The sequence below is a fragment of the Microbacterium sp. LB12 genome, from assembly GCF_037150835.1.
Classification (GTDB): domain Bacteria; phylum Actinomycetota; class Actinomycetes; order Actinomycetales; family Microbacteriaceae; genus Microbacterium.
On sequence record NZ_JBBCPF010000007.1, the window covers coordinates 75,770 to 94,554 of the forward strand.

19 protein-coding genes are annotated in these 18,785 nt (G+C 68.6%); 16 read left to right on the forward strand and 3 right to left on the reverse strand.

Features of this window, described 5'->3' with window-relative positions; all coding sequences use genetic code 11:
• Window positions 1–22 precede the first annotated feature (22 nt).
• Together WFM69_RS13375 and WFM69_RS13380 are read left to right on the forward strand one after the other, a co-directional pair.
• A complete protein-coding gene (locus WFM69_RS13375; RefSeq protein ID WP_337005459.1) occupies window positions 23–1,396 on the forward strand; it encodes an FAD-dependent oxidoreductase in 1,374 nt (457 codons plus the stop codon).
• Between the two features lie 72 nt (window positions 1,397–1,468).
• Window positions 1,469–2,476: an alpha/beta hydrolase gene (locus WFM69_RS13380; RefSeq protein WP_337005461.1), complete on the forward strand. Its 1,008-nt coding sequence runs from the start codon at window positions 1,469–1,471 to the stop codon at window positions 2,474–2,476.
• Here the strand turns inward: WFM69_RS13380 and WFM69_RS13385 are convergent, their stop codons facing one another.
• Both WFM69_RS13385 and WFM69_RS13390 read right to left on the reverse strand, forming a co-directional pair.
• The gene (locus WFM69_RS13385; protein WP_337005463.1) at window positions 2,477–3,115 is read right to left on the reverse strand and encodes a GntR family transcriptional regulator; all 639 of its coding nucleotides are present in this window, start codon (window positions 3,113–3,115) and stop codon (window positions 2,477–2,479) included.
• 445 nt (window positions 3,116–3,560) lie between these two features.
• Entirely contained in the window at window positions 3,561–4,049 is a 489-nt protein-coding gene (locus WFM69_RS13390; RefSeq protein ID WP_337005465.1) for a YajQ family cyclic di-GMP-binding protein, read from the reverse strand.
• 188 nt (window positions 4,050–4,237) lie between these two features.
• On the opposite strand from WFM69_RS13390, the gene WFM69_RS13395 reads away from it, so the two are divergent.
• The 12 genes from WFM69_RS13395 (at window position 4,238) to WFM69_RS13450 (ending at window position 14,439) form a co-directional block, all read left to right on the forward strand.
• Entirely contained in the window at window positions 4,238–5,446 is a 1,209-nt protein-coding gene (locus WFM69_RS13395) for a sugar ABC transporter substrate-binding protein (RefSeq protein ID WP_337005467.1), read from the forward strand.
• A gap of 69 nt (window positions 5,447–5,515) precedes the next feature.
• Entirely contained in the window at window positions 5,516–7,120 is a 1,605-nt protein-coding gene (locus WFM69_RS13400; protein WP_337005469.1) for an ABC transporter permease subunit, read from the forward strand.
• A gap of 1 nt (window position 7,121) precedes the next feature.
• A complete protein-coding gene (locus tag WFM69_RS13405; protein WP_337005471.1) occupies window positions 7,122–8,051 on the forward strand; it encodes a sugar ABC transporter permease in 930 nt (309 codons plus the stop codon).
• A 30-nt stretch (window positions 8,052–8,081) separates the two neighbouring features.
• On the forward strand, window positions 8,082–8,936 hold the full coding sequence (locus WFM69_RS13410) for a chitosanase (protein WP_337005473.1): 855 nt from the start codon (window positions 8,082–8,084) through the stop codon (window positions 8,934–8,936).
• 44 nt (window positions 8,937–8,980) lie between these two features.
• Window positions 8,981–9,313, forward strand: a complete 333-nt coding sequence (locus WFM69_RS13415; RefSeq protein WP_337005475.1) for a PadR family transcriptional regulator — start codon at window positions 8,981–8,983, stop codon at window positions 9,311–9,313.
• A complete protein-coding gene (locus WFM69_RS13420) occupies window positions 9,310–9,966 on the forward strand; it encodes a hypothetical protein (RefSeq protein WP_337005477.1) in 657 nt (218 codons plus the stop codon). Before WFM69_RS13415 ends, WFM69_RS13420 begins: the two co-directional genes overlap by 4 nt.
• Before the next feature lie 70 nt (window positions 9,967–10,036).
• Window positions 10,037–10,189 carry a hypothetical protein gene (locus WFM69_RS13425; protein WP_337005479.1) on the forward strand — a complete coding sequence of 51 codons (153 nt, stop codon included), beginning with the start codon at window positions 10,037–10,039 and terminating at the stop codon, window positions 10,187–10,189.
• Window positions 10,190–10,302: 113 nt separating this feature from the next.
• Entirely contained in the window at window positions 10,303–11,316 is a 1,014-nt protein-coding gene (locus tag WFM69_RS13430; RefSeq protein ID WP_337005481.1) for an ABC transporter, read from the forward strand.
• 125 nt (window positions 11,317–11,441) lie between these two features.
• A complete protein-coding gene (locus WFM69_RS13435) occupies window positions 11,442–11,813 on the forward strand; it encodes a hypothetical protein (protein ID WP_337005483.1) in 372 nt (123 codons plus the stop codon).
• A gap of 66 nt (window positions 11,814–11,879) precedes the next feature.
• Window positions 11,880–12,527: a spermidine/putrescine ABC transporter substrate-binding protein gene (locus WFM69_RS13440; protein ID WP_337005485.1), complete on the forward strand. Its 648-nt coding sequence runs from the start codon at window positions 11,880–11,882 to the stop codon at window positions 12,525–12,527.
• A gap of 83 nt (window positions 12,528–12,610) precedes the next feature.
• The gene (locus WFM69_RS13445; RefSeq protein ID WP_337005487.1) at window positions 12,611–13,609 is read left to right on the forward strand and encodes an ATP-binding cassette domain-containing protein; all 999 of its coding nucleotides are present in this window, start codon (window positions 12,611–12,613) and stop codon (window positions 13,607–13,609) included.
• On the forward strand, window positions 13,606–14,439 hold the full coding sequence (locus WFM69_RS13450; RefSeq protein ID WP_337005489.1) for an ABC transporter permease: 834 nt from the start codon (window positions 13,606–13,608) through the stop codon (window positions 14,437–14,439). Before WFM69_RS13445 ends, WFM69_RS13450 begins: the two co-directional genes overlap by 4 nt.
• A gap of 27 nt (window positions 14,440–14,466) precedes the next feature.
• On the opposite strand, the gene WFM69_RS13455 is transcribed toward WFM69_RS13450, so the two are convergent.
• A complete protein-coding gene (locus tag WFM69_RS13455; RefSeq protein WP_337005491.1) occupies window positions 14,467–17,676 on the reverse strand; it encodes an ATP-binding protein in 3,210 nt (1,069 codons plus the stop codon).
• 232 nt (window positions 17,677–17,908) lie between these two features.
• Here WFM69_RS13455 and rpsL point away from each other — a divergent pair, with 232 nt between their 5' ends.
• Both rpsL and rpsG read left to right on the forward strand, forming a co-directional pair.
• Window positions 17,909–18,277, forward strand: coding sequence for a 30S ribosomal protein S12 (rpsL, locus tag WFM69_RS13460; RefSeq protein WP_017201609.1), 369 nt, complete (start codon window positions 17,909–17,911; stop codon window positions 18,275–18,277).
• A gap of 5 nt (window positions 18,278–18,282) precedes the next feature.
• The gene (gene rpsG, locus WFM69_RS13465) at window positions 18,283–18,753 is read left to right on the forward strand and encodes a 30S ribosomal protein S7 (protein WP_017201608.1); all 471 of its coding nucleotides are present in this window, start codon (window positions 18,283–18,285) and stop codon (window positions 18,751–18,753) included.
• Window positions 18,754–18,785: the final 32 nt, after the last annotated feature.

Sequence of the window (18,785 nt, forward strand, 5' to 3'; positions counted from 1 at the left end):
ACGGCATACGAAAGGACCTCCCATGACCAAGCTCAGACTGGCCATCGTCGGTGCGGGCCCCGCCGGCATCTACGCCGCGGACATCCTGCTGAAAGCGGAGCGCAAGTTCGACGTCTCGATCGACCTCTTCGAGCAGCTCCCTGCACCCTACGGCCTGGTCCGCTACGGCGTCGCGCCCGATCACCCGCGCATCAAGGGCATCATCACCGCGCTCCGCGACGTGCTCGATCGCGGGGACATCCGCCTGTTCGGCAACGTCCGTTTCGGTGAGGACATCACGCTCGACGACCTCAAGAAGCACTACAACGCGGTGATCTTCGCGACGGGTGCGATCCGTGACACCTCCCTGGAGATCCCCGGCATCGACGCGGTCGGATCCTACGGCGCCGCCGACTACGTCAGCTGGTTCGACGGACACCCCGATGTGCCGCGGGAGTGGCCGCTGGATGCCGCCGCCGTCGGCGTGCTCGGCAACGGCAACGTCGCGCTCGACGTCGCCCGCATGCTCGCCAAACACGCGGAGGATCTGCTCGTCACCGAGGTGCCCCAGAACGTCTACGAGGTGCTCAAGGCCAGCGAGATCACCGACGTGCACGTCTTCGGACGGCGCGGACCGGCGCAGGTGAAGTTCACGCCGCTCGAACTGCGCGAGTTGGGCGAGCTGCGCGATGTCGACATGGTCGTGTATGACGAGGACTTCGACTACGACGAGGCGTCGAAGGATGCGGTCGCCAGCAACAAGCAGGTCATGGTCATCGACCGCATCCTGCAGTCCTGGCGCAAGCGCGACTCCGTGAACAATGCGGGCGGAACGGCGTCGCGTCGCCTGCACCTGCACTTCTGGGCGCGTCCCGTCGAGGTGCGCACGGACGAGAGCGGCCGCGTCGCGGCGCTCGTGTACGAGCGCACCCAGCCCGACGGCGAGGGCGGCGCGATCGGCACCGGCGAGCTCCGCGAGGTCCCGCTGCAGGCGCTGTACCGCGCGATCGGCTACTTCGGCTCGCCCCTCCCCGGGGTGCCGTTCGACAAGAAACACGGCGTGATCCCGAACCGCGAGGGCCAGGTGCTCGCGAAGGACTCCAACGAGCGCGTCCCCGGCATCTACGCGACCGGCTGGATCAAGCGTGGTCCCGTGGGCCTGATCGGTCACACGAAGTCCGACGCGATGGAGACGGTGCGCCACATCATCAACGATCAGGGCTCGTGGTGGCACCCGGAGGACCCTTCGGAAGACGCCATCACCGCCCTCCTGCAGGAGCGGGGGGTGCGCTGGACCGATCTGGACGGCTGGCACCGCCTCGACGAGCACGAGATCGCCCTCGGTGCACCCGAGGAGCGGGCACGCGTCAAGGTGGTTCCGCGCGACGAGATGGTGCGGGTCTCGCGCGGCGAGTGACCACGCCACGGCTCGGGCCTCCCGCCCACGGTCGCACGCTCGGCTAGCCTGGCGGCGACGGGGGAGGAACCGATGGCCGACTGGACGCCTGATGTGCTCGGCGACGAGTTCGAGCAGCTGACGCTCGATCTGGGCACGGACGAGCAGGGACCTGTCGTGGCGACCCTGGTGCGTGCACTGCCCCCGGTGCAGGGCTGGTGGGATCGGATGCGCGGTCGCACACGACTCCTCGACGGAGTCGACGTGCTGTACGTGCACGGGTGGTCGGACTACTTCTTCCAGAAGCGCCTCGCCCGTTTCTGGACCTCCCGCGGCGCCCGCTTCTTCGCGCTCGACCTGCGCAAGTACGGCCGGAGCCTCCGTGAGGGGCAGACGCCGGGATACATCGCCGACCTCGCGACGTATGACGAGGACATCGCGGCCGCGTTGACAGCGATGGGGCGCGGTGAGGGTGGGACGGACTCTGGTCGACGCCTGGTCCTGTTCGGGCACTCCACCGGCGGCCTCACGCTGAGTCTGTGGGCTTCGCGGCATCCGGATGCGGCGGACGCGGTGATCCTGAACAGCCCGTGGCTGGAGTTCCAGTTCGCGCCGGCACGGGCCGCGCTTGCGCCGGTGGTTGAGCTGCAGGCGCGGATCCGCCCGATGGAGGTCGCGCCGCAGGTCGATCTCGGCTACTACACCCGCGCTCAGCAGGAGGTGGCCGATCCCGATGATCCGATGGACGTGAATCTCACGTGGCGCCCCGCGCAGACCATGGCCGTCTATGCAGGCTGGCTGCACGCGATCCTGTCGGGTCACAAGACGGTGGCGGCCGGACTCTCGATCACGGCTCCGGTGTGCGTGCTGCTCTCGGCGCGGTTCGTGCCGCCCACCCGCTGGTCCGACGATCTCACCTCCGGCGACTCCGTGCTGGTGGTCGACGACATCGCGCGTGCGGCGCTGCGACTCGGCTCGACCGTGACCGTGGAGCGTATCGACGGCGCGCTTCACGACGTGTTCCTCTCGCGGCACGAGGCAAGAGAAGATGCCTATGCGCGGTTGGAGCGCTGGGTCACGGGGTGGCGCGCGGCCGGCTGATCACTGCTCCACGTAGTGCATCGCGCGGGCGAACCGCTCTGCCGCTTCTCCGTCGCCGCTGCGGACCGCCTCACCGAAGTCCGCGTAGACCTGCCGCATCCGCTCGCGATCCGCGCGGGGGACCGTCCAGTCGCGAAGATTGCGGAACAGGACCATGCTCGCGTCCTCGATCAGGGTGCGGTGCTGCGCATTGCCGCTGCGCTCGCTGAGGTAGGAGAACACCGCCCAGCGCGCGTCCGAGGTCTGCGACGCGTCGTCGAGCGAATCCTCCATGTCGGCGATCAGTTCCGCCAGAGAGGCGCGCTGCGCGGAGGTGAGCCGCGGCACGGCCATGCGTGCGGCGATGCCCGCCTGGTAGCCGGCGAACTCGAGCGACTGGGTCACGGTCTCGGGGGTGACCTCGGTGACCTCGGTGAAACGGCTCGGGTACATCGTCACCATCCCGAGGCGTTCCAATCGCTGGAGCGCTTCGCGCACGGGCGTGCGCGACACGTGCAGTTCCTCCGCGACGTCGACATCGCGGATGCGCTCACCCGCGGCCAGCGCGCCGTCGATGATCTGCCTGCCGATGTGACGGAAGACCTCTTCTGCCAGAAGCTGCTTGCTCTCGCCGATGGTCGTCAAACCGATACTGCCCATGGACCTGCCCCCAGTTGCCGTTCAAACCCCGAGCGCCCCATGACCCGCCCCGGCAGGGCAACTACATCACGAAGTCGGCTCGGATGCCAATAAGCCCGCCTGACTCCGTGATCCGCGTGGGGGCGCACAGCACGGGTCGGGCGGACGGTTTCTACTCGTGTTTCTGTGGCCGACGGCGGTCGGGGCCGCCGTCGGCCACAGAAGAGACGCGAGCGCATGGAACTGCCGTGGCCTCGTCCCCACGAGGGCAGGCTCGCAATCCCGAGAAGCGCAGAGCCATGGACGGCAGTCCGTCACGTGGCGTTCGCATCAACGGTCGTATCGAGTCGACCGCTTCCAGTCTTGGGCACGCCAACCGGTATATCGGCATGCAATCTGACGGGTGCGAAAAAGGAGGGGGCGGATGCCGAAGCATCCGCCCCCTCCCACTCGCGTATCGCCGGTGTCAGCGGTAGTTGATGAACTGCAGATCGACGTCCAGATCGGCGCCCTTCAGCAGCGCGATGACCGCCTGGAGGTCATCGCGGCTCTTGGACTGCACGCGCAGCTCGTCGCCCTGGATCTGGCTCTTCACGCCCTTCGGGCCCTCGTCGCGGATGATCTTGCCGATCTTCTTCGCGTTCTCGGAGGAGATGCCGTCCTTGAGGGTCGACACGATGCGGAACTCCTTGCCGCTCGCGAACGGGTCGCCCGACTCGAGGCTCTTCAGCGAGATGCCGCGCTTGATGAGCTTGGACTGGAACACGTCGAGCACGGCCTTCGCCCGCTCCTCGGTGTTCGCGATGATGAGGATGCTCTCGCCGCTCCAGGCGATCGACGCACCGGTTCCCTTGAAGTCGTAGCGCTGCTCGATCTCCTTGCGGGCCTGGTTCAGGGCGTTCTCGGCCTCCTGGTGATCGACCTTCGAGACGATGTCAAATGAGCTGTCAGCCATAAGGGAAGTGTATCGAGCCCGCCGTTTTCCCGATGTCGTGGAAGCGTTTTCACTCAACGAGCGATCGATTGTCTCGGTCACGGGTTGATATCAACGCTGTCGTTCGTTGCAAACGACGTTGATTTCGATGCATACTGTAAGCGCTTGCAGTCCTTGCAGGTGATCAGCACTGAGAGAGGCACACACCAATGAAGGTGAACAAGAGGGGCATCGCCGCCATGGGCGCGATCGCCATCGTTTCGACTCTGACGCTTGCCGGCTGCTCCACGGGGACCAGCGGCGACGACTCGTCCTCGTCTAAGGACGGCAGCAAGCTGACCGTCTGGGTCGACGCCGAGCGCGTCGACGCGCTCAAGGGTGCCGCAGACGCGTACCAGGACAAGACGGGCGTCAAGGTCGACCTCGTGGGCAAGTCCGTCGACGACATGAAGGATGACTTCATCCAGCAGGTGCCGACCGGCAAGGGGCCCGACGTCGTCATGGGTGCCCACGACTGGCTGGGCGAGCTGTCCACCAACGGCGTCGTCGCACCGATCGAGCTCGGCGACAGCTCTGCCGACTACCTCCCGGTCGCGCTGCAGGCGGCCACCTACGAGGGCACCGTCTACATGCTCCCCTACGCGGTCGAGAACATCGCCGTGCTGCGCAACGCCGACCTCGTCCCCGAGGCGCCGACCAGCTTCGACGACATGGTCGCCAAGGGTACCTTCGTCGTGGAGCAGGGTGCCGAGGGCAACCCGTACCACCTGTACCCCTTCCAGACGGCGTTCGGCGCCCCGGTCTTCGGCACCGACGACTCCGGCAGCTACGACCCGACCGACCTCCAGCTCGGCAGTGAGGGCGGCTTCGCGTTCGCCGACTGGCTGGGCGCGCAGGGTGCCGCGGGCACGCTGAACACCGACATCGACGGCGAGATCGCCAAGCAGCAGTTCCTCGACGGCACCGCGGCCTTCTGGCTGACCGGCCCGTGGAACGTGGGTGCGGCCACCGACGCCGGCATCAACGTCGCGATCGACCCCATCCCGAGCCCGACCGGTGAGACCGCGTCGCCGTTCGCCGGTGTGAAGGGCTTCTTCGTGAGCGCCGAGTCGAAGAACAAGGTCGCCGCGAACGACTTCCTCGTCAACTACATCGGCACCGAAGACGTGCAGCTCGAGCTCTTCAAGGCCGGCAACGTGCTGCCCGCACTGACCGCCGCCGCCGACACCGCGGCATCCGACCCGATCGTCGCCGGCTTCCAGGCTGTCGGCGCCGACGCCGTGCCGATGCCCGCGATCCCCGCCATGGGCGCGGTCTGGCAGTACTGGGGCGTCGCCGAGGCGGCCATCATCAACGGAGCGGACCCGGCGTCGACGTGGCAGAAGCTCGTCGACGACGTCTCCGCGGCGATCAAGTAACAGCCAGAACACTGACCCTGCCGGGGTGGGCTTCTCCGCTCGCCCCGGCAGGCTCATGACGAGGACGACATGACAGACACCGACGAGCGCATCGCTCCTCCGACCCGACGTCAGCGCCAGGCTGCGAAGATCGCGGAGGCCGCGTCCGGCCCCATCGGCTGGATGCTGCTGAAGATCCTTCTCCTGGCCGTGGTCGACGCGATCGCGCTGAACGCCGCGTTCGTGCTCTTCGCGCACCAGGAATGGCTGATCCTCGGCGTCGTCGTCGCGGTGGCCGTCCTCGTCAACTACATCTACTTCTCCCGCAAGCGCATCGCGGCGAAGTACCTCACCCCCGGCATCATCTTCCTGGTCGTGTTCCAGGTGTTCACGTTGCTCTACACCGGGTACATCGGCTTCACCAACTACGGCACCGGGCACAACGGCACCAAGGATCAGGCCATCTCCTCGCTCCTCGCCTCCGCGCAGGAGCGGGTCGAGGACTCGCCGACCTACCCCGTGACCGTCGTCGAGCAGTTCGGCACCTACGGCCTGCTCGTGACCGACCCGGACTCCGGTGACGCGCTCCTCGGCACCGCCGAGCAGCCGCTCGAAGAGGTCGACGCCGAGTTCGAGGCAGGCAAGGCCGTCGCGGTCGACGGGTGGACGACGCTGCCCCTCGCGACCGTGTTCACCCTCTCCGAAGAGCTCGAGAAGCTGTCCGTGCCGTTCAGCGACGACCCCAACGACGGCAGCCTGCGCGCGCCCGACGGGCAGAAGGGCTACCTCTACGTCTCGACGCTCGAGTACGACAAGGCGGCCGACACGATCACCGACACCACCACCGGGATCGTCTACTCGGATACGGGCGACGGCGCCTTCACGGCGGAGGACGGGGAGCAGCTGCTGCCCGGGTGGCAGACGACCGTCGGCTTCGACAACTTCGTGCGCGCGGTCACCGACTCCTCGATCCGCGGGCCGTTGATCTCGGTGACGCTGTGGACGTTCGCGTTCGCGCTGATCTCGGTGGCGACGACGTTCTTCCTCGGGCTCCTGCTCGCGTTGGTCTTCAACAACACCCGGATGCGATTCCGCAACGGATATCGGATCATCCTGATCCTGCCCTACGCGTTCCCGGCCTTCCTGTCGGCGCTCGTCTGGGCCGGAATGATGAACGAGAGCTTCGGCTTCATCAACCAGGTCATCTTCGGAGGGGCCTCCATCCCGTGGCTCACCGACCCGGTGCTGGCGAAGGTGTCGGTGCTGCTGGTGAACCTGTGGCTGGGCTTCCCCTACATGTTCCTCGTCTGTATGGGAGCTCTGCAGGGCATCCCGGACGACGTGAACGAGGCCGCCGTCATGGACGGTGCGAACCCCTGGCAGATCTTCCGCCGGATCAAGCTGCCGCTGCTGCTGGTGACGGTCGCACCGCTGCTGATCTCGTCGTTCGCATTCAACTTCAACAACTTCAACCTGATCTACATGCTCACCAACGGCGGTCCACGGTTCAGCGACGTGTCGATCCCCGTCGGGCACACCGACATCCTGATCTCGATGGTCTACAAGGTGGCCTTCACCGGGCAGACGCGCGACTACGGTCTGGCGTCGGCCTTCACGATCCTGATCTTCATCGTGGTCGCGACGATCTCGATCATCAGCTTCCGCAAGACCAAGGCCCTCGAGGAGCTGAACTGACATGAGCACCACCAGCACCGCCACTCGCGAGCAGAGCTCCACCACCGACATCCGGGATCTCGGTCCGCGTCGTCGCAGCTTCGGCGCGTGGTTCGCCGACACCGGATGGCGGCATCTCGTCGCGATCGTGGTGAGCGCGTTCGCGCTGTTCCCGCTCCTGTACGTCGTCTCGGCCTCGCTGAACCCGAAGGGGACGCTGACCGGATCGAACCAGCTGTTCTCGGCGATCGGGATCGACAGCTACGTGCGCATCCTCAGCGACCCGCAGAATCCGTATGGGACGTGGTTCCTCAACACGCTCCTGATCGCGGTCGTCACGGGTGCGGTGACCGTGTTCATCGGCGCCTGCGCGGCATATGCCTTCTCGCGCATGCGCTTCGCCGGGCGCCGGGTGGGGCTCGTCACGATCGTGGTCGTGCAGATGTTCCCGCAGCTGCTCGCGGTCGTCGCGATCTTCCTGCTGATGTCGACGCTGGGGGACTGGTTCCCCGCCATCGGGCTGAACACGCACACCGGCCTGATCCTGGTGTACCTCGGTGGAGCCCTCGGCGTGAACACCTACCTCATGTACGGGTTCTTCAACACGATCCCGAAGGAGATCGACGAGGCCGCGCGGATCGACGGCGCCGGCCACGCGCGCATCTTCTTCGCGATCATCCTGCGCCTGGTCGCCCCGATCCTCGCGGTCGTAGGACTCCTGTCGTTCATCGGCACGGTCAACGAGTATGTGATCGCCAGTGTGATGCTCGTCGACGTGGATCAGCAGACCCTCGTGGTCGGACTCACCAAGCTCGTCGCCAACCCGCGCTACGCGGACTGGTCGGCGTTCTCCGCCGGTGCGGTGATGGCTGCGATCCCGGTGATGATCCTGTTCCTGTTCCTGCAGAAGTACATCGTGGGTGGGCTGACCGCCGGAGCCACGAAGGGCTGAGCGGTAGGCGGTGTTGTCTACGATGCGTAGATGACCGCTCCGATCCCTCCGGCCGAAGCGCGGCGCGGGCGCCGTCGTGCCGCGCTGCTCGTGATCCTCGTGATCGTGGTCTCGGCCGCGGCCGGCTTCGGGATCTGGGCGATCGTGCGCGGCGCCACCGCATCGTCGGTCACGCTGCGCGACCCGGTCAAACGGGAGATCGCGATGGAGATCGTGGCCTCGGCCGAGAACTCGACGCTCGCCTGGTACGACCGCTACGACTACATCGAGGACATCGGCGACGAACGCGGGTATACGGGTGGGCTGGTCGGCTTCACCTCGGGCACGCGCGACGTGCTGATGCTGGTCGAGCGCTACACCGAGGAGGTGCCGGGAAACGCCCTCGCCGCGTACCTGCCCGCACTGCGCGCCGTCGACGGCACCGATTCGCATGAGGGTCTCGGGGCGGAGTTCGAGGAGGCGTGGCGGGCGGAAGCCGCCCACGAGGGGTTCCAGCAGGCGCAGCGCGACGAGGTGGCGCGGCTGTATCTCGACCCCGCTGTCGACCAGGCGCTCGCAGACGGGCTGGGAGTGCTGGGACAGTTCACGTACTTCGATGCGATGGTCATGCACGGCGACTCCGGGTTCGCCTCGATCCGCGAGCAGGCGCTGGATACGGAGGACTCTCCGGTGGATGGCGGCGATGAGGCGGCGTTCCTGGGGGCGTTCCTGGATGCGCGCGTTGTCGAGATGCGCCGCGAGGCCGCGCACGAGGACACCTCCCGCATCGATACCGCGCAGCGCGTGTTCCTCGATGAGGGCAACTTCGGACTCGAGGTGCCCCTGCGGTGGTCGGTGTACGGCGATCCCTATGAGATCCTCCGGGATCCGACGTCTCGATGGTGATCGCGGTTGCAAGCTAGCTTGTCTCGCATGCTAGCTTGTCATGCATGACAGCTGACGTCGGCGCCCAGATGCGCAAGGGAGTGGTCGAGTACTGCGTGCTCGGCCTCCTCGCGCGCGAGCCGATGTACGGATGGCAGCTCGCCGACGCGCTCACGAGCGCCGGGCTGATCGCGAGCATCGGCACGCTCTATCCCCTGCTGGGTCGTCTGCGAGACAACGGCTGGGTCAGCACGTTCGATCAGCCGTCCGAGAGCGGCCCCGTGCGTCGGTACTACCGACTCACGGAGGCGGGCACCGAGCAGCTTCAGCGCTTCCGCGCGCAATGGACACCGTTCGCCCGTGTCGTCACGGGCCTCGTCGGAGAGGGACGACCATGACACCGACTGCCGCTGACGCGCTGCGCGAGGACTACCTCGCCCGGCTCGACGAGGCCATGCGCGGGCTGCCGCACGGCGTCGCGTCCGACATCCACGCCGGAATCCTCGAAGAGCTCCAGGGGCTCGACGCCGCGGCGACCGCGGCGCGGATCGCGCAGCTCGGCGATCCCGTCGTGATCGCGCGCGGGGCCCACGACGAGATGCCGTCCCTGCCGTCCACCGTCGTCGCCCCACCTGTCGCGGTGGTGAGCGCTCCGCGGCCGGCGGCGACATCGACGAGAGGTTTCGCGATCGCGGCAGCGCTGACCCTGAGCTTCGGGGGATTCCTCGTCCCGGTCGTCGGCTGGATCGTCGGAGTCGTGCTCGTCAGCCTGAGCGCACTCTGGAAGACGTGGGAGAAGGTCGTCGCCATCATCGTGCCCTTCGTGTTCACGGGGCTCTCCTTCCTGATCGTCTCGACCATGACCGGATTCTCCACGGGGGAAGCCAGCGGCTCCTCTTCGGGGACCGGGACCCCGCCCGAGAGCGGCGGCGAGAATCCGCTGGTGCCGGGGATGGGGGAGTGGCACCTCCTCGTCCTCCTGGGCTTCCTGCTGATCCCCGCATCCGGCCTGTGGCTGCTGTGGAGGCTGCGCGGACGCAGCGCACGCTGAGCCGGAAGGGCACAGCGAACGTCGGCGTTGCTTCCGGGACACGCCGACGTTCCGTCGTAGCGTGAAGGACATGGCACGGGTCGGTGGTCGCAACCTCGGGATGAGCTGGTTCGCCGGCATCGTGTGCGCGGGCGTCATCGGAGCGCTCATCTGGCTGTCGTTGCCGATCCTCCCTGTGCTCGCTGGGTTCGCCGGCGACACACTCCGCAACGTCCTCCCCTGAGGGCCGGAGCGTCGGGTGCCCGCGTGAATGACGACACGTCGGCACGCCTCCGTGAGCCCTCGCGCGCGCGGAGGTACCCTCGCAATGCACGTATCCGATGAGAGGCGCACCCCATGAGTGACCCCGACGTTCCCCAGCCCGAGAAGCCGGCTGACGTCGACGACGTCGTCGGCAGCGCGAACGCCGGACTCGACGCCGCGGCGGCCGCCCGCGCGGATGTCCCCGGCACCGCAGACGCGCCCGAGGGAGAGACGGTCGCGCCGACCGAGCCCTCCGTGGACCCCGACCTCGCCGCGTTCGAAGCCGCCGAGCGCGAACACCCCGGCACCTTCGCGCCCCCGCCCCCTGCGGCGACCCCGGCCGTCGCCGATGAGCCGCGGACGTGGGCGGACGAACCGCGCGATGCCGACGCGACCGCCGCGCTTGCGGCCCCGACCTTCGCCGCGCCCGTCGCGCACGAGGAGTCGGGCATGGCCGACGCGGCATACGCCCCCTATGCCGACGAGGCCGACACGCGCATCGTCCCCTCCGAGCCGCTCGTCGCCGCAGCCGCCGCGTCGCCGCAGCCCATCTTCGTGCAGGCTCCGGAAGCGCCGCGCGACCGCGGTAACCGCGGAACCGCCGGCGCGATCGGTCTTCTCGCGACGCTGGTGTTCGCCGTGCTGTACCTCGGCGCGACGCTCGGCCTCGGAGCGATCTCCGGCGACGTCACGGGAGAGAACATCGGCCAGACCGCCGTCGCCCCGCTGATGACGTGGGGCTACTGGACACCGGTCGTGGTCTTCTTCCTCGGCTTCTGGTTGCTCGGCGCGATCATCAACCGCGGCCGCTGGGGACTGTGGGTGGTCTTCGGCATCATCGTCGGAGTGATCGCCTACGCCGGACACATCCTGGGACAGCTGTTCGAGGCTCCGTTCTGGAAGCTCACCGCGTCCCAGGGGCTCGACCTCGTCGGGGGTCAGCTGCTCGCGCCGCTGGCCATCGCCGCCTTCGTGTTCGCCCGTGAGCTGACCATTTGGTTCGGCGCCTGGGTCGCTCGCAGCGGTGCCCGCAAGACCGAGCTGAACATCGAGGCGCAGCGCGAGTACGAGCGCACACTCGAAGCCGGCCCGACGCTGCCGAGGTAATCACGAACTCCACCACGCCGAACCCCCGCGGACCCGAGTCCGCGGGGGTTTCGGCTGTCCTCGCCACCGTCCTCGCCACGATCAGCTTCTTCGCCCTCGCGGTGTTCGGGCTCGGGGCGCTGAGCGTGGCCACCGACACCGACATCATCGCGGTGCCGGATCTCGGGCAGGCGCCGGGCGTGGTCGGCATGCTCGCGGCGGTCGTCGCGTTCGGGCTCATGCTGTGGTCGACGCTGCGGCGTCAGCGACCGTCTTACGTCGCGACGATCGCGATCGCTCTCGTCGCCGCGCTGCTTCACCTGGCGGCGGTGTGGCTCACGGTGCTCATCGGCGACGGGAACGTGGTGCTGGCGACCGCCGTCGCCGGCGATCTGGTGCGCGGCGGTGCGAGCGCGGTCATCCTCGTCGCCGGTCTGATCGCCGCGTGGGGCGGAATCGCACTGCGACGCACCCGCGCCGAGCACCCGCGCTGGCCGTGGGAGCGCGAAGAGGAGTGACCCTCTCGCCCCGCCGTCGCGTGGGAAATCGCGGCGGCGACGCGCGACGCGCCGTACGCTGGTGGGGTGGAGCGCTCATTGGAGACGCAGGTCGACCAGGCCGTCGACGCCTGGTTGCGCTGGGTGCCGCGCTGGGAGCCGGCGACCCACCGTGGTCGCGTCGCGCCCTGCCGTCGCTGCCTCGGGTCGCCGATCCTGTCGGCGGCGGGCATCGGTGCCGACACCCCGCATGGTGTGCAGCACGGACTCTCGACACGGATCAAGACGATCATCGACCATGCCGTCGCCGACTACACCGCGCGGAATCTGCCGATGCTGCAGCGCGAACTCGACCAGCAGGCCGCCCGCAACCGTGCGCGCAGCTATCGTCCGGCCGAGGATCTCGACCCGGAGTTCGACGGGCTCCCGCTCGACCCGGAGCCGGTCCCGGGGGCGCCGTTCCTGTTCACGATCGCCGGACTCGCGGATGACTCCGCCGCCGATCTCCCGGCCCTGCCGCCGCTGACGGAAGAGGCCAAGATCGCCCTCCGCCAGGAGGTCGCGCTCGCGGACGAGTACGCCAACCTGGTGGGGCGTGAGATCTGCGGCATCCTGCTGCGCCACCGCATCCAGATCCAGGCGGCGATCTCGCAGCATGTCGAGCCGCAGATCGAGGCGCTGCTGGCGGAGCTGACCGAGTCTCTGGACTCGCCGTTCGACCCCGACCTGCCCTGAGCCCGAGCCAGGGTCGCCTGCGGTGACAGTCGCTGTCAGCGCGACGACAGTGCCGTGAAAGCGGCCCGGCGGATGCTTTCCGAATGACAGATCTCACATCGGACTGGGCCGTCGAGGCCGAGGGGCTCGTGAAGGTGTTCGGTCAGAACCGGGCGGTCGACGGCGTCGACCTCCGCGTCAAGACCGGCACCGTCTACGGCGTGCTCGGCCCGAACGGCGCCGGCAAGACCACCACCATCAACATGCTCGCGACGCTGATGCGCCCGGACGGCGGCAGCGGCCGCGTCTTCGGGCACGACGTGGTGCGCGAGCCCCAGGTCGTGCGCCAGCTCATCGGCGTCACCGGGCAGTTCGCCTCCGTCGACGAGACGCTCTCCGCGACCGAGAACCTCATCATCTTCTCGCGTCTGCTCGGACTATCCCGTGCCGAAGCACGGAGAAAGTCGGTCGAGCTGCTCGAGCGCTTCGGGCTCAGCGAGGCCGCCCGCCGACCGCTCAAGGACTTCAGCGGGGGGATGCGTCGGCGCCTCGATCTCGCCGCATCCCTCATCGCGCAGCCGCCGTTGATCTTCCTCGACGAGCCGACCACGGGCCTCGACCCCCGCACCCGCGGACAGATGTGGGACACGATCAGGGAGCTCGTCGCGACCGGGTCGACGGTCTTGCTCACCACGCAGTACCTCGACGAAGCGGACCAGCTCGCCGACCGTATCGCCGTAATCGATCGCGGCAGGGTGGTCGCCGAAGGCACCGCCGACGAGCTCAAGGCCTCGGTCGGCAGCTCGAGTCTGCAGCTGCGACTCGCGGAGGCTGCCGACACCTCGGACGCGCTGCTCGCGATCGAGCGGATCCTCGGTGTGCGCGGCACGCTTTCCCCGGAGGCGGCGCGCATCACGGCGCCGATGGCCGATGCCGACCGCATCGCCGACCTGCTCATCGCTCTGCGTGAGTCCGGGATCGGCGTCTCGGAGCTCAGCGTGCAGAAGCCCACTCTCGATGAGGTGTTCCTCACGATCACCGGCCACGACGCGACCGACCAGGCGGCGTCGAGCGACACCCAGAAGGAAGAGGTGCACGCATGACGGCCATCGCACCGGCCCCGCGCCGGATGATCACCCCGGCATCGGATCGTCGGCTCAAGAACCGCACGAGCGTCGCCCAGACCGTGCAGAACACGTTCACAATGGCGTACCGCGGACTCGTCAAGATCCGTCGCACTCCCGAGCAGCTGTTCGACGTCACCCTGCAGCCGATCATCTTCACGCTGATGTTCACCTACATCTTCGGGGGCGCGATCTCCGGGGATGTGGCCTCCTACCTGCCCACGATCATCCCGGGCATCCTGGTGCAGACCGTCATCACCACCTCGGTCGTCACCGGCACCCAACTGCGCGAGGACATGGACAAGGGCGTGTTCGACCGTTTCCGCTCACTGCCCATCGCCCGCATCGCGCCGCTCTCCGGCGCACTGCTGGCCGACACGATCCGCTACGCGATCGCCACCACCCTCACCTTCACGATGGGCTTCATCATGGGGTTCCGTCCTGCGGGCGGTCTCGGCGCGGTGCTCGTCGCCGGTCTCCTCGTCATCGCGTGCTCGTGGGCGATCAGCTGGATCTTCGCCTTCTTCGGGGTGATCGCGCGGACCGCGTCGAGCGTGCAGGGCATCTCGATGCTGGTGCTGTTCCCGCTCACGTTCCTCTCCAACGCGTTCGTACCGGTCGACACTATGCCCGGCTGGCTGCAGGGCTTCGTCAACATCAACCCCGTGTCGCACCTGGTGACCGCGGTGCGTGAGATCGTCAACAACGGCGCCTTCGGAGTCGACGCCTGGATCTCGCTCCTCGGCGCCGCGGTGATCGTCGTGATCTTCGCGCCGCTCACCGTGCGGGCCTACATGCGCAAGGCCTGAGTCCTGCGCGCGAAGCGCCCTGCGTGGTCAGTCCGCGTGGGGCGCTTCGCGTATCCGCAACAGCGCCAGCGCCCTGGCGGGAAGATCGGCGGACGGATATCCCGCGACCCGGGCCCTGGCTGCGGCGACCCCTTCGCGCCCGACGATCGCGGTCGCATGGGAGCGCAGCACGTCGAGATGCAGGCTCGGCAGATCCTGGCGTCCGCCGAGTGCCTCCGCCAGGGCGAGAGCACCCAGCCCGCGCTCCCGCAGCTCGGGCACAGTCAACGCCCAGGTCGACCAGCCAGCCAGAGTCGTGCCGAGCACAGGGCGGTCGACGTGTTCCGGCCGCATCCGTGCGATGGCCAGCATGCGCGTGCGGAGGCGGTTCGCCCAGCGCACGGCCCCGAGCTCGATCCGCAGCTCGTCGAGAACGACGGCGGAGACGAGGCTCGCCATCACCATCAGGAACCACGGCGATGCGCGCTGGTCGTGCGAGCGGAAGGTGGCCATCGCGCGGTCGTAACGGGCGGCGGCGCTGTCGAACCGTCCACGGGCCCGGTCGGCCTCGGCAAGACCGACCCATCCGACCGAGGCGAACTCCAGGCCCTGCGGTGTGAGCTCGGTGATGTGGGTGAGCCGCTCGAACAGCATCTCGGCCTCGTCGAGCCGTCCGAGGCTCATCAGGCTCACTCCGCGGATCCAGTCCTGTTGGCGGCGTTCGTCGAGCGCGTCGAAGCCGTCCGAGCTGCGTTCGGCGCGGTCCATCCAGGTCAGAGCTTCCGCGGGTCGGGCGGACTGGCTGGCCACCTGCGCCGCAGAACTGGCGGACAACGACGCCAGCCAGCGGTCGCCGAGGCGCTCCGCCAGCTCCCACGCCCGCTGTGCCGCCGCTCCGGCGATCGCTGCTTGGCCCTCGTTCTCGGCGGACTGGGCGGTGAGGAACTCGCCCACCAGTCGCACCGACGCCTCCGACGACAGCCGCTGCTCCGCGAGTAGGGCGGCCATGCGAGCAGGGCGCGCGGCCACGCTGGCGACCGCGGCGAGAGCATTCCACGCGGGACTCAGGTCGCTCGAGTCCTCCCGCAGTCGGCGGACGAGGCGGAACACCCGCAATCCGCGCACGTCGTCGCCGACCAGCGCCATCAGCGCGCACACGAGCAGCACCGGTGCGACGACATCGGACGGCAGCAGCCCCGCCGAGAGGCCCTCGATCGTCGGCAGCATCACCGGAGCGAAGCCGATCAACTCGGTGAAGGCGCCGCGCACGACCCACGACGACGTCAGCGCGGCGAAGATCGACACCGCCTCCGCCTGCTGCCCGGTATCCATCGCGCGGCGCAGGGCGGCGACGAGGTTGTCGTTCTCGAGGTCGAGCTCGCGCAGCACCTCAGGACGCAACGGCCCGTACGCTCCGAACAGTCCGGCCCCCGGCTTCCGGCTGAACGCGCCCGCCCAGGCGAGCACGGCATCCCAGGCGGCATCCTCGTCACCGTCGTCGACGAGCCTGGCGAGACCGAACTCGCGCACCGTCTCCAGCATCCGGAACCGGATGCCATCGTCGCCCGCGCTCTCGACCACCACGATCAGTGACTGACCGGCAAGTCGGTCGAGCAGATCGTCGACGGTGTCCTCGCCGAGCACGGCGGCGGCGGTCGTGGCGGTGAAGCCGGCGGGAAGCACGGAGAGGAGAGCGAGCGCGTGCCGGGCGTCTGGGTCGAGCAAGTCCCAGCTCCACTCGATGACTGCCTGCAGCGTGCGGTGGCGAGCCGGTGCGGCGCGGTCGGCGGTGGTGAGGAGGGCGAACCGATTCTCCAGCCGTGCCTCGATCTGTTCGGCTGTCATGGTGCGCATCCGAGCGGCGGCGAGCTCGATCGCCAGAGGCAGGCCGTCGAGCCGCCGGCACACGCGGGCGATCACCGCCGGAGGGAGCGAGGCACCGGGGCGCACGGCCGTGGCGCGCTCCCGGAACAGGCGCACAGCGGGACCGGAGTCACCGGACTCCTCGATCGGGAGCGGCGCCAGTGGATACACCGACTCGGCCGAGATGGAGACGGGGGTGCGACTGGTCGCCAGAACGCGCAGGTGCGGCAGCGACGAGAGCATCTCGGTCGTCCAGGCGGCGACGGCATCGATGATCTGCTCGCAGTTGTCGAGCACGAGCAGGGCTGGCCGCTCGCCCAACAGCGCGACGATGCGGGTGCGCAGATCGGGCTGAGATCGTGCATCGGCGAGCGTGGTTCCGGTGCGCGTCTCGCTGATGCCGAGCGCAGCGCCGATCGCCGGCTCCAGATCGGCGGCGGCTCGGATGCTCGCCAGCGGGATGACGGCGACCATCGGTGCATCGGATGCCGCGGCCACCGCCTGTGCCAGCCGGGTCTTGCCCAGACCGCCCGCGCCGAGGATCGTGACCAGGCGCGACCGGGTGAGCTGGTCCGCGATGCGGGCGAGGTCGTCGTCGCGACCGATCAGCACGTTGGGGGCCGAGCGCAGGCCGATCCGCACCGGGGACGAGGGGGACGTGGCCTCGCCGCGGAGGATGCGCGCGTGGAGAGCCGAGGTCGCCTCTGCGGGCGAGGTGCCGAGTTCGTCGCGAAGGCGCGCGCGCAGGTCAGCGTAGACGGCGATCGCCTCCTGCGGGCGGTCGGCCGCCGCGAGAGCGGCCATGAGTCGTGTGTGCACTCCCTCGTCGAACGGGTGCGCCTCGACGAGGGAGCGCAAGGTGCCGATCGCCTCGCCGGCTCTGCCGACGGCGAGCAGGGTCCGGCTGCGGAGGTCGTCCAGCCGTCCGCGCAATGCGGCGGCGACCTCGACCAGGTCGGCGGAGACGGGCGCGTGACCCAGATCGGCCCCGACCTCGCCGCGCCAGAGCGCGAGGGCGTCGTCGATCAGCACCAGTCGAGCCGGATCGCCTTCGGGAAGAAGTGCGGCGTGGGTCTCGAGCGCACGGGCACGGGCGAGATCGGTGTCTTCCGGGGCGACGAGTGCATATCCGGCGGTGCCGCTGCGCACGAGATCGGCGCCGGCGACCGCCCGCAGCCGGGAGACGAGTGTCTGCAGAGATCCGCGCGGATTGGCCGGCAGATCGTCGTCCGTCCAGATGTCGGCGGCGATGGCCTCGACGCTGCGCGGGTGAACGGAGCCGAGGGCGAGAGCAACCAGAAGCGCGCGAGCGGTCGGACCGGGAAGCTCGACCACACCGGCATCCGACACCACGGTCGCAGGGCCGAGAACGGCGACCCGGGGCGGCTCCTTCATCACCACGCCAGCCTAGCCGTGGCGGACTTGCACTCATTTGACCGGCACGTTACGCGGCATTACAATTGATCAGGTGTGTGCACGTCTTGACGTGCGCACTGGGCGTCGGCACCTTGCCGGTCCGCTCCCACGGCATACCCACCACACCAAAAGCCCGCCGATTCCGGCGTGCCGGTGGGTCATGATGTGAAACCCATCACGCTGTCACCGTGCAGCACTAAGAGGAGAGAACGTGCCAACCATTCAGCAGTTGGTTCGCAAGGGTCGCTCGCCCAAGGTCACCAAGACCAAGGCGCCAGCGCTCAAGTCGAACCCGCAGCAGGCCGGGGTCTGCACCCGCGTCTACACCACCACCCCGAAGAAGCCGAACTCGGCGATGCGCAAGGTCGCTCGTGTGAAGCTCCGCAACGGCACCGAGGTCACCGCGTACATCCCCGGCGAGGGCCACAACCTGCAGGAGCACTCGCTCGTGCTCGTGCGCGGCGGTCGTGTCAAGGACCTCCCCGGTGTGCGTTACAAGATCGTCCGCGGCGCCCTGGACACCCAGGCTGTCAAGAACCGTAAGCAGGCTCGTTCCCGCTACGGCGCGAAGAAGGGTTGAGTTAGATGCCTCGTAAGGGACCTGCCCCGAAGCGCCCCGTCGTCAACGACCCGGTATACGGCGCACCGATCGTCACCTCGCTGGTGAACAAGATCCTCGTCGACGGCAAGAAGTCGCTGGCCGAGTCGATCGTCTACGGCGCCCTCCGCGGCGTCGAGGCGAAGAACGGCCAGGACGCTGTCGCCACGCTCAAGAAGGCGCTCGACAACGTGCGCCCGACCCTCGAGGTCCGCAGCCGCCGCGTCGGTGGCTCGACCTACCAGGTGCCGGTTGAGGTCAAGCCTCACCGCGCCAACACGCTCGCTCTGCGCTGGCTCGTGAGCTACGCCAAGGGCCGTCGAGAGAAGACGATGACCGAGCGTCTGCAGAACGAGATCCTCGACGCGTCGAACGGCCTGGGCGCCGCGGTCAAGCGCCGCGAAGACACGCACAAGATGGCCGAGTCGAACCGCGCGTTCGCTCACTACCGCTGGTAATCAGCTCCGCCCGTCCCTCGGCCACACGCCGA

Excerpts from the sequence above, each read along its gene's own strand:
- WFM69_RS13375 (WP_337005459.1), top strand. The coding sequence starts at position 23 with ATGACCAAGCTCAGACTGGCCATCGTCGGTGCGGGCCCCGCCGGCATC.
- WFM69_RS13380 (WP_337005461.1), top strand. The coding sequence starts at position 1,469 with ATGGCCGACTGGACGCCTGATGTGCTCGGCGACGAGTTCGAGCAGCTG.
- WFM69_RS13385 (WP_337005463.1), bottom strand. The coding sequence starts at position 3,115 with ATGGGCAGTATCGGTTTGACGACCATCGGCGAGAGCAAGCAGCTTCTG.
- WFM69_RS13390 (WP_337005465.1), bottom strand. The coding sequence starts at position 4,049 with ATGGCTGACAGCTCATTTGACATCGTCTCGAAGGTCGATCACCAGGAG.
- WFM69_RS13395 (WP_337005467.1), top strand. The coding sequence starts at position 4,238 with ATGAAGGTGAACAAGAGGGGCATCGCCGCCATGGGCGCGATCGCCATC.
- WFM69_RS13400 (WP_337005469.1), top strand. The coding sequence starts at position 5,516 with ATGACAGACACCGACGAGCGCATCGCTCCTCCGACCCGACGTCAGCGC.
- WFM69_RS13405 (WP_337005471.1), top strand. The coding sequence starts at position 7,122 with ATGAGCACCACCAGCACCGCCACTCGCGAGCAGAGCTCCACCACCGAC.
- WFM69_RS13410 (WP_337005473.1), top strand. The coding sequence starts at position 8,082 with ATGACCGCTCCGATCCCTCCGGCCGAAGCGCGGCGCGGGCGCCGTCGT.
- WFM69_RS13415 (WP_337005475.1), top strand. The coding sequence starts at position 8,981 with ATGACAGCTGACGTCGGCGCCCAGATGCGCAAGGGAGTGGTCGAGTAC.
- WFM69_RS13420 (WP_337005477.1), top strand. The coding sequence starts at position 9,310 with ATGACACCGACTGCCGCTGACGCGCTGCGCGAGGACTACCTCGCCCGG.
- WFM69_RS13425 (WP_337005479.1), top strand. The coding sequence starts at position 10,037 with ATGGCACGGGTCGGTGGTCGCAACCTCGGGATGAGCTGGTTCGCCGGC.
- WFM69_RS13430 (WP_337005481.1), top strand. The coding sequence starts at position 10,303 with ATGAGTGACCCCGACGTTCCCCAGCCCGAGAAGCCGGCTGACGTCGAC.
- WFM69_RS13445 (WP_337005487.1), top strand. The coding sequence starts at position 12,611 with ATGACAGATCTCACATCGGACTGGGCCGTCGAGGCCGAGGGGCTCGTG.
- WFM69_RS13450 (WP_337005489.1), top strand. The coding sequence starts at position 13,606 with ATGACGGCCATCGCACCGGCCCCGCGCCGGATGATCACCCCGGCATCG.
- WFM69_RS13455 (WP_337005491.1), bottom strand. The coding sequence starts at position 17,676 with ATGAAGGAGCCGCCCCGGGTCGCCGTTCTCGGCCCTGCGACCGTGGTG.
- rpsG (WP_017201608.1), top strand. The coding sequence starts at position 18,283 with ATGCCTCGTAAGGGACCTGCCCCGAAGCGCCCCGTCGTCAACGACCCG.